7 protein-coding genes and 3 pseudogenes are annotated in these 10,339 nt (G+C 35.1%); 4 read left to right on the top strand and 6 right to left on the bottom strand.

The window, feature by feature from the left end; translation table 11 throughout:
- Positions 1 to 68: 68 nt before the first annotated feature.
- Positions 69 to 1,370, bottom strand: coding sequence for an MFS transporter (locus ACODS7_RS29425; RefSeq protein WP_243168931.1), 1,302 nt, complete (start codon positions 1,368 to 1,370; stop codon positions 69 to 71).
- Between the two features lie 144 nt (positions 1,371 to 1,514).
- Positions 1,515 to 3,041, bottom strand: a complete 1,527-nt coding sequence (locus tag ACODS7_RS29430; RefSeq protein WP_029441496.1) for an FAD-dependent oxidoreductase — start codon at positions 3,039 to 3,041, stop codon at positions 1,515 to 1,517.
- Between the two features lie 581 nt (positions 3,042 to 3,622).
- Here ACODS7_RS29430 and desB point away from each other — a divergent pair.
- Entirely contained in the window at positions 3,623 to 4,708 is a 1,086-nt protein-coding gene (gene desB / locus ACODS7_RS29435) for a Delta(10) desaturase DesB (RefSeq protein ID WP_000661219.1), read from the top strand.
- Between the two features lie 53 nt (positions 4,709 to 4,761).
- Here the strand turns inward: desB and ACODS7_RS29440 are convergent, their stop codons facing one another.
- From ACODS7_RS29440 to ACODS7_RS29450, 3 genes are all read right to left on the bottom strand, one after another.
- Positions 4,762 to 5,517 carry an amino acid ABC transporter permease gene (locus tag ACODS7_RS29440; protein WP_140163721.1) on the bottom strand — a complete coding sequence of 252 codons (756 nt, stop codon included), beginning with the start codon at positions 5,515 to 5,517 and terminating at the stop codon, positions 4,762 to 4,764.
- Positions 5,518 to 5,564: 47 nt separating this feature from the next.
- Complete coding sequence (locus ACODS7_RS29445; protein WP_000823754.1) at positions 5,565 to 6,359, bottom strand: ABC transporter substrate-binding protein; 795 nt, start codon at positions 6,357 to 6,359, stop codon at positions 5,565 to 5,567.
- Between the two features lie 121 nt (positions 6,360 to 6,480).
- On the bottom strand, positions 6,481 to 7,203 hold the full coding sequence (locus tag ACODS7_RS29450) for an amino acid ABC transporter ATP-binding protein (RefSeq protein ID WP_000616921.1): 723 nt from the start codon (positions 7,201 to 7,203) through the stop codon (positions 6,481 to 6,483).
- Positions 7,204 to 7,578: 375 nt separating this feature from the next.
- On the opposite strand from ACODS7_RS29450, the pseudogene ACODS7_RS29455 reads away from it, so the two are divergent.
- From ACODS7_RS29455 to ACODS7_RS29465, 3 pseudogenes are all read left to right on the top strand, one after another.
- Positions 7,579 to 7,764: pseudogene (locus ACODS7_RS29455) on the top strand (HAMP domain-containing protein); the annotation flags it as partial.
- A gap of 369 nt (positions 7,765 to 8,133) precedes the next feature.
- Positions 8,134 to 8,706: pseudogene (locus ACODS7_RS29460) on the top strand (methyl-accepting chemotaxis protein); the annotation flags it as partial.
- 146 nt (positions 8,707 to 8,852) lie between these two features.
- A pseudogene (locus ACODS7_RS29465) lies at positions 8,853 to 9,131 on the top strand (arginine repressor); the annotation flags it as partial.
- A 52-nt stretch (positions 9,132 to 9,183) separates the two neighbouring features.
- On the opposite strand, the gene ACODS7_RS29470 reads toward ACODS7_RS29465, so the two are convergent.
- Positions 9,184 to 10,245, bottom strand: coding sequence for a tyrosine-type recombinase/integrase (locus tag ACODS7_RS29470; RefSeq protein WP_243168930.1), 1,062 nt, complete (start codon positions 10,243 to 10,245; stop codon positions 9,184 to 9,186).
- Positions 10,246 to 10,339 lie beyond the last annotated feature (94 nt).

The following is a 10,339-nucleotide window of genomic DNA, read 5'->3' on the forward strand; positions in this document are numbered from 1 at the left end:
TTTATCAAGCTGCCTAATGAAATAACCGTGTCTAACTTTTAGGGGTCACTTCAAAGTTTGTGCTCTTTTTATTTTGTAGGAATGAAGAAAACAGATATAGCTGCGATAAGACCTGCAAAGGAGAATAAGTAAAAATTCCATGCTAAGTCATATTGCATTGTCATAATAATACCGACGAGAATAGGGCCAGAAATTGCACCAACTCGGCCAAGTCCCAGTCCCCAGCCTAAGGAGGTAGCTCGGATATGTGATGGGAAGTATTGTGTTACATATGCATTTAATATTTGAGTAATACCGACTGATCCAATACCAGCAAGGCCAATTAAAAGATAAATGATTGTAACAGATGGTTTAATTGTTAATAGTCCGATACATATGGCTGCCATAAGATAAGAGATGCTAATAACAATTTTTGCTCCTATACGATCAGCAATTGCTCCAGCGAATAATGCGCCGATAGCTGCGGTAATATTTAGTATAAGTAGGAATGACAGACTAGATCCAAGAGGATATCCCGCCTGACGCATCATCTGTGGTAACCAAGTGTTTAAACCGTATATTAGAAACATTCCCATTATATAAGTGATCCAAAAAAGTAGCGTTGCTTTTATGTATTCTTTTGAGATTAAAGTGAAAAATCCATTTTCCTTTTGTATAGTAGATGGGGCTTGATGAGTTTTATTTTTTACATGAAATTCAATTTGAAAACGATTAAGAATTTGGTTCACTTCTTCTTGGCGATTACGTGATAATAAAAATTGAATGGACTCAGGTAAATAGCGAATAATGAAAGGAATAAGGAGTAGTGGAATTATTCCGATACCAAACATAATTCTCCATCCGAAATCTTCTAACATAAACATAGACAAAATAGCACCTAACACGATACCTAAAGGATAGCCCGTAAACATAAGAGCATAAATAAAAGATTGCCTTTTTGGGGGGGAATATTCAACAGTAAGTGCTGAAGCCGTTGGGATAACACCGCCTAATCCGATTCCTCCTATAAATCGAGACAATCCAAATAACTCAGGAGAAGGAGCGATAGCCGCTAAACCCATTGTGATAGAAAAAAGTGCTAAACAGCATATAAGCGTCCATTTACGCCCAATTAGATCTGTAATCGTTCCAACTAGAATAGCTCCAATAAACATCCCAAATAAAGCATAGCTTGCAATTGTACCAGCATGCGCTGGTGATAGCGCCCAGCTTTTGTCTTCTAGGAGCTTTGGTAGAACGGCACCGTAAATACCTAAATCATATCCATCAGCTAAAATGGCTAGCCAACAAATAAAAACAACAAGTTTTGTAATAGAGCTTGAAAAGATAGTTTCTGTAGATTCTAGATGAGGTGGAGCTGAAGGTTGCATAATATTCACCCCTTTTAATTTGTAGATGAATATATTATTTTATTTAATGTTAATATTTTCCTTCTTGGTGTCGAAATTTATCTGAAAAAGTTTTATTACAAATAAAGAAGTTCAACAGTAATTCTGTTGAACTTCTTTATTTGTTTACTCATTATCAACTCGTTTTAACGGTTGATCTGCTGGACCTTCAAGAACGTCTCCCTCAATTGAAAAACGAGAACCATGGCAAGGGCAATCCCAAGTACAATCACCATTATTCCATTCAACTTCACAGCCGAGATGTGTACAAGTTGTATCGACGATATGTAATTTACCTTCTTTGTCCTTATAAGCACCTGCTCGTTTACCGTTAACATGTACGACAGATCCTTCACCAACTTCGAGATCTTCTGGCTTACGTAATGCGGTTTCAATCTTTCCTTCAATTAAATGTTTCGCAACATCAATGTTCTGGGAGAGGAACATTTTTATATCTGGATTTGCATGGAAGCGTGATGGTGCATATAGTTCTTTATAGGGACTGTGGACTTTTAGGATGGAGTCCTTCAGTAGGTGAGCGGCAGCAGTTCCAGTTGTCATTCCCCATTTGCGATATCCAGTTGCAACAAATATATTTGGATTCCTTTCGTTAATATGTCCGATATAAGGGAGTTTGTCTAGAGTAATTAAATCTTGTGCTGACCATCTATAAGGAACTTCATCTACTCCAAAAGTTGCTTCAGCAAAAGAGTAGAGTGCTTCATAATGAAGCATCGTATTTATTCCTTGTCCTGTTTTATGACTTTCCCCACCAATCAAAATCAATTTTTCTCCATTATCTGTTATATAGCGTAAGGAGCGTTTTGGATCATCAATACTTAAATACATGCCACCTGGATAATCCGTTTTTGCTTTTATTGCAAGAGCGTAGGAGCGTTCTGCATACATTCTCGTAAAGAAAAAGCTATTCGCATCATAAAAAGGAAAATGTGAACAAGAGACGACATATTCACAAGTGATATGATGGCCATCCTTTGTAATTATTTGTGGATAATCCCCTTTTTCGACATCCATAGCTGTTGTTTGTTCATAAAATTTGCCGCCCATCTCCACAAACTTTTCTAAAAGTGTTTTCAAATAAAGGAGGGGATGGAATTGTGCTTGATTTTTCATGACAAGTGCAGATTGTACTGGAATAGGAATTGATAGAGATTGAACGTAGTCACAAGGTATATTTAATTTTTGATAAGCTTCATATTCTTTCGATAAATTTCTTAATCCATTATCAGTAGTTGTATATAAATATGAATCTTCATTTGAGAAATTACAGTCGATTTTATATGTTTGAACAGTTTCATTTATGAATTGTAGAGCCTGATTATTTGATTCATAGTAAAGCCCGGCCTTTTCTACACCGAAATGAGTTATTAATTCATCATAAATAAGATCATGTTGTGCTGTTACTTTCGCTGTTGTATGTCCAGTCGTCCCGTGTAAAATACGACCAGAATCAATTAAAACAACATCGATGCCTTCTTTTGCAAGTAAATAGGCAGTAGTAATACCTGTAATACCAGCACCGATAATAGCAACTTTCGTCTTTATATTTTCGGATAAACGAGGGAAAGTAGGAAACTGAGTAGATTCAATCCAATAAGATAGCGGCAGTTGTGGAAATGTATCACTTGTCATTGCAGAAACCTCCTGATTTTAGAACAATTTTCCTTTTAATATTTCCATATTATATGAAATTCATGTGTGTTGTTTTAGAAGTAGTCTATTTTTATTAAAAGAGGTTATAAATTATTTTAATATAATTAATTAGGTGGGGCATTATGAAGAAGTAGGATTTATATAAAACTAAATTTAAGTGATTCTGTTTGTTGATTACATAGAGAGTTATTGAATGAGATAGAGTCTATGGCGTTTAAGGAAATGTCTATATATAGTGGGTAAATCCTTATGAAATCTATACATTTTCTTTAGTGAAATAAAGTATGATTATAAAAGTATAACCAACTTTTATTACTAGGTCATAAAAGTTGTTGACAATATAGAAATTCTATTGTTATGATTCATCATGTGGAAAGGTTGATAGAGAGTAAAAAGAGAAATGTTTTTCATTGATAATAAAAGCGAAAAATAAGAGACGATAGAGTGAGTATATTTTCCTTATAATAGATGCTTTTTGGATCATCTAGTAAAATCAATCTGGAAGCAAGAATTGATATATGTAAGTTGCGCAAGGCGCGGCATAAGAAAGGGGCAAAAGGATGAAGGAGCTTCATACGTTTGGGTGGTATGCAGCACGTGTATCACCACATTTGCCGAAAAAAGCATTTAAACCAGTGCCTACTCGTTTATTTGGTGGACTGGCTTATTTGCTTGTGGCATTGGCGGGGTTAATATCGATTGGTGTATTTGAATTGAATGTGTGGGCGAATCTAGGAATTGCGATTGTTCTTGGATTATGTTTTGCTTCACTTGGATTTTTAGGGCATGAAATTTTACATGGAACTGTTGTAAGAAAGGCATGGCTTCGTGACTTCTTAGGCGCGATTGCATTTATGCCATTATCAACAGGGCCAAAGCTTTGGAGAAAGTGGCATAATGCAACGCATCATGTTCATACACAGCATGAAGAGAATGATCCGGATGCATGGCCGACACTTGAGAAACTTAAGAAGAGTAAGTTTTTGAGTTGGGTATATCGTATGCCTCTACATGTACGTTCATTCTTTAGTTTTCTGTCACTAACAATTCAATTTACATTGCATTCGACTCGAATGTTCTTTCATTTTATAAAAGAGTTCAAGTCATCCAATCAAAAATCTGTATGGCTTCAACTTCTTTTGCCTTGGACAGTTTGGATTAGTTTATTGTTTATTATGGGACCTGGAAAATGGTTATTTGCATATGTTATTCCGTTGTTGATTGCTAACTTTATTGTAATGGCATATATCGCAACAAATCACCGCTTAAATCCAATTGTTCCAGTAAATGATCCGTTAGCAAACTGTTTATCAGTAACAGTGCCGCGCTGGGTAGACGTTTTACATTTCAATTTCTCATATCATACAGAACACCATCTGTTTCCTGCTATGAGCTCTAAATACTATCCGTTAGTAAAAGAGAAGATTAAAGAAATGTGGCCGGAACGTTATCACGAAATGCCGATGACAAAAGCATTGGCAGCACTTTGGAATACACCACGTGTGTATTATCACGGAAGTGAATTAGTGGATCCGCATAGAGAGCATTTCTATGGTTCTTTAGGAAATGGACTAGATCCTCATAATATTTCATATCGTGAGGAACATATAGAGGAAGACGAGAGTATTAAAAAAGTAAATCAGTAAAAATTAATATATTTTTGCAGTGAAAAAGCAAGCCATCTCAGGCTTGCTTTTTCTTATAAAGAAACTTCCTTTTTGTTCTTTTTATGGACTTGGAAGGAGTTAGTTTCTTTTCGTTGTAATCGTTTTTCTAAAAGATTAACAAAATAAGTAAATAGAAGAACAAGTACGAGATAGTATGCACCAACGATTATGTAAGTATCTAATTGTTGGAAGTTACCTGCTGCAATTGATAAACCTGATCCCCATAATTCGGACAGTCCTACGTAAGCGACAAGTGAAGAGTCTTTTAATCCGATAATAAATTGGTTTCCTAGAGGAGGAAGAGACAGACGAAATGCTTGTGGTAATATAATCCGGCGCATAGCTAAAGGGTAAGGCATACCTAAAGAGCGAGCTGCTTCTAATTGTCCCCGGTCAACGGATTGAATAGATCCACGGAAAATTTCCGTAATATATGCACCGTTATGAATTGCTAAAGCGATTGCTCCTGCCCAAAAAGGGGTAAAAACAACAACGGATGTAATCCCAAAATAGAGAATAGCGATTTGAACAATTAAAGGTGTACCACGAATAATAGCAATATAGATATGAGCAATGCTATTTAAAACTTTGTTATTCGAAATTCGAAAGAAAGCGAATAATAATCCAATTAATGAACCGAGTACTAGGGAAGTTAATGTTAATTGTAATGTGACAATAGTAGCTTTTAAGAGTGTGGGATAGGAAGAGATAAAAATTTCAAACATGCGTTTCACCTCATATTGTATAGATTTTAGTAGAGAATGAAATGCCCCACATAAAATGAACACTTAATCAGTGGGGCACTGTTTATGAATCTTTTGAATGGCTAACTTACTTACTTCGTTTTTTCCTCTTCACCAAGAATATTACGCCCGAACCATTTTTTACTGATCTTTTCATACGTACCATCTTTAATGATTTCATCTAACGCTTTATTTACTTTCTCAACCATTTCTTTATCATCTTTGCGAATAGCAATTCCCATTTCATCAAGATTTAATGGTTTTCCGGCTTCTTTTATATTCGATTTTCCTTCTTTTATCATACGTAGACCAACCATTTGATCCGTAATTACTGCGTCAACACGCCCAGGCTCTAAATCCATAAGAGCAGTAATATCACTGTCATATTCTGTGATTTGATCTGTATATTTTGCAACAAGATTTTTAAAGGTACTAGCTTTTACAACACCAATTTTCTTACCCTTTAAATCTTCTGGAGAAGAGATAGCGGTATTCTTTTTAGCCACAAAAATTTGGGCGCCAGAGCGATAGTACGGATTTGAGAAACTAACAGCTTTTAAGCGCTCCTCTGTAATTGCCATACTACCCAGTATTACATCATATTTCTTCGCTTGAAGACCTTGAATTAGCGTTTCCCATGGGTTTGTAACTGGCGTAGCCTTCATGTTCATCTTTTTAGCAAGAGCTTCACCGATTTCTACATCAAAGCCGACAAGTTTGCCGTCATTTTCTTTATAGTTAAAAGGTTTGTATAATCCACTCATCGCATAGCGAAATTCTTTTTCACCATTTGATGAAGTAGTAGAGCTTTCTTTGCTACAAGCTCCTAGTATGAAGGATGTACATAGTGTAATGCTCGCAACAATGGTTAATAGTTTTCTTTTCATAAAACCCCTCCTATATATTGATCATACGGATGGTTTTAAGTATGTTATTGAAATATTTTATTTGGATGATTAGTTGTGCACCGTATGAATGTATTCCTTTTCGTTTGAAACAGAAGTTACATTATAAAACGTTGCGTAAAAATTGTTTTGCCCGTTCATGTGATGGAGCTGAAAAGAATTGTGCTGGCGGAGCATCTTCTACAATCTTTCCATCGTCCATAAAGATGACGCGATCAGCTACATCTCTTGCGAAATTCATTTCATGAGTAACAATAACCATTGTCATCCCTTCTTCAGCAAGTTCTTTCATAACTTGCAATACTTCTCCAACAAGTTCAGGGTCTAAAGCTGAGGTAGGCTCATCAAATAGCATAATCTTAGGGCTCATTGCAAGAGCTCGTGCAATGGCAATGCGCTGTTTTTGACCGCCTGAAAGAAGATGAGGAGTTACATCCGCTTTATCTTGAAGGCCGACTTTTTGGAGAAGTTGATTTCCAATATCTTTTGCATTTGCTTTCTCTAATTTTTTTACGTGAATAGGTGCTTCTATGATGTTTTCTAGTGAGGTCATATGAGGAAAGAGGTTAAAGTGCTGAAAAACCATACCGACATTTTCACGGACTTTATTTAAATTTGAATGCTTTGGATCAATCCGCTCACCTTGTAAGTGAATTTCGCCTTCATCGTACATTTCTAAAAAGTTAAGACAGCGAAGTAATGTACTTTTACCAGAACCACTGGCACCAATTAAAACAACAACTTCTTTTTCTTTTACTTCTAAATCAATTCCTTTTAACACATCAAGTGAACCGAATGATTTTACTAGATTTCGAACTTGAATCATACAAAACCCCCAGTTAAAAATATATTTCACAAATGTTGCCCCTTATTTCTGTTATTAGTCATAAATTGTCAGAATCCTTTATTTTTTTCGTGCAATTTGATATTCAAAGAAATAATAATTTTTAAAATCTCTATATCCTTCTATAATGAAAATATGGATAATAATATATAGGTAGTATTTATATTGCTTATAAAAAGGGGGAAAGAGAAGATGGAAAAAGAAAGGAAAACATTTTCTTTTGGATTACGTACACAACTTATGCTATTCACTACAGTTTTAGCTTTCATTACATATTCAACAAGTATATTTTTTATTTACGTGATATACGATTATTTTCAAAGTTATGTAAGTCAAACTGTATATAATATTATCGTTATGCTATTAGGGGTAGTATGGTCTGGAATTTTAGCATATGGAGCAGCTGTATTTTTAATTAAACCGCTTCGAAAGTTAGAGGAGGCGGCAAGAAAAGCAGCTGAGGGTGATATTCGTGAAGATGTTCCATTACCGAAGACAGATGATGAAATTAAATCTTTAAGTGTTGCATTTAATATGATGTTAGGAAACTTAAGGGGCATGGTAAAAAATATTGATACAACATTTTCGTATACAAATAATCAAGTACAGCAGATTAGAAAACAAACAGGCGAAGCAACGAAACAAGCACAGGGTGTATCTGAGACACTTGCAGAGATTTCTTCAGGCGCTGAGCAATCAGCGGCATCAATTCAAGCGATTGTTTCTGCTGTTGATACAACGACGTCTATTGCAAGTGAAGTAGAAGAAAAAGCGAAGCAGTCTGATACGTTGTCTTCAGAAATGGTTCAAGCTTTAGGGCATAGTACTCGTGTCTTTACGTCTTTAATTCACGGTATTCAAACATTGGCAAAAGAAAATGAAGATTCAATGCAAAATGTACAGAAGTTAGAAGAACGAATGAAACAAGTAGAACATATTGTGTCTGTTGTGAGTGCGATTGCTAGCCAAACGAATTTATTAGCACTAAATGCTTCTATTGAGGCAGCTCGCGCAGGAGAGCATGGAAGAGGCTTTGCGGTTGTTGCGGAAGAAGTACGGAAACTTGCTGATGAAAGTGATCATTCTGCAAGAAACATATCGCAGTTATTACGGAATATGCAAGATGAAGTACAACAAGTTGCAATGAAAATGACAGAACAAGTGAAAATAGCTAAAGAAGAGGCGCAGCGTGGAGAAGCTACGGAATTAATTTTAAAAGAAATGTCATCAAGTGTTATGGAAGTAGCCGATGCAACTCAGCAAATTAGTAGTTATATGAATGAACAAGTGAGCCACATTCATCAAACAGGAGCACAAACAAAAGCTGTAGCAGCAATTGCTGAAGAAACTTCAGCTGGTTCACAAGAAGTGGCGCGTGTGACGCTACAACAGTCTAAAAATATGATAGTAATCGATCAATTATTAAAGGATTTAGAGAAGCAAGCAACCGATTTGAAACAAACAATTGAACGATTTTCAATGTAAAAGGAAGAACAGAATGCTGTTCTTCTCTTTTTTATTTAGTTTGATTTAATATTTACAGTTAAACTATGAACGTTTCCGCAACATTCTTTTCTCTCCCTTTCGGATGAAAATTATAGCGAGCTATAATATTAAAAGGGGTGTCTTTTATGAAAAAAGAAAAAAGACAACGGTTAATTAAACAATTTGTAAAGGAGTATGAAATAGATAAGCAAGAAAGATTAGTAGAATTGTTAGCAAAAAAAGATGTATTAGTAACACAAGCTACGGTTTCTCGCGATATTCGTGAGTTAAACTTAACGAAGGTACCTTCTCAAGAAGGATTAATGATATATAAAGTTTTCTCAGAAGAGCATTTACAAACTGATATAAAGTTAAAGAAAAAATTACGAGAGGTTGTTGTAAAAATTGATTGTGTAGATCAATTAGAATCCTTTAATATCAAGGAATACTTTTGATGAGGGAACGATTTGGTAACAATTATAACAAATCAGCTTCCATAAAGGCAATAACTTCTGCTTGCTTTGACGGGTATAAGTGACTATATGTATTTAATGTTGTTGATACATTTGAATGGCCAAGGCGTTGTGCTACAACAAGAGGGCTAACACCTTTGTTAATTAGATAAGATGCATGAGAGTGTCTGAATTCATGGATTAATATGCGTTTAACACCTGATATAAAAATGTATTTTTCATAGTCTTTATGAAGAGTTGCTGTAGTGATGCTTTTATAAAGTTCTCCAAATACAACATAATCTTTCTTTAAAGGTATTTTTACTGTAGCATGATTTTTTAGTTCTTTCAATAAATCGATGGCATATGTAGGTAACAGAATAACACGATTAGAGGACTTAGTTTTGGGCGTAGTAATTTGTCTGTTATATTCGGTTTTGTTAATGTCTATTGAGTTTTCTTTGAAATTAATATCAGCCCATGTTAAAGCTAAAAGTTCCCCCTTTCGGGCGCCACTATAATACAGAGTTGAGAAAAATGCTTTATAAATTGGGTCATCTACAACTTCGATAAATTGTTTAAACTCATCAAATTCCCAAAAATTCATTCGTTTATTTGATTCTTTTTCAAAGTTGCCAGCAATTCTCGCAGGGTTACTTGCGAGACCATAAAACTTTATTGCAAAATTAAAAATTGAGGATAGTACGGTGTGAATCTTTTTTAAATAAACGGCAGAATATTGGTTTATAATTTCATTTTGGTAAATCATGATATGTTGAGCAGTTATATTGTTAATTTTTGATTTTCCGAATCTTTCTAATAAGTGATTTTCAAGGATCGTCTTAATGGTGCTAATCGAAGACTGTTTCCTCCTCTGACAATACCAATCAAAATAGCTATCAGCCACTTGAGCAAATGTTAAACTGGAGTTCGTTTCTTTTTCAACCAACATTTTTGCTTCCGCTTCACGTGCTTCCTTTTTCGTTTTAAACCCCCGACGCTTCACTTGTTTTTGTGTACCGTCAAATTGACGGACTCTGACAACGAAGAAATATGTTCCACGTTCTTTATCTTTGTAGACCACCATAGGAATCCCTCCTGTATACATAAAGATTGATAATTCGATTTATTGAGTAGATTATAACTTGTTTGTTACCAAAAGAAAAGGCTCCCAAAATAAA

It is taken from the genome of Bacillus sp. FG16, assembly GCF_057809515.1.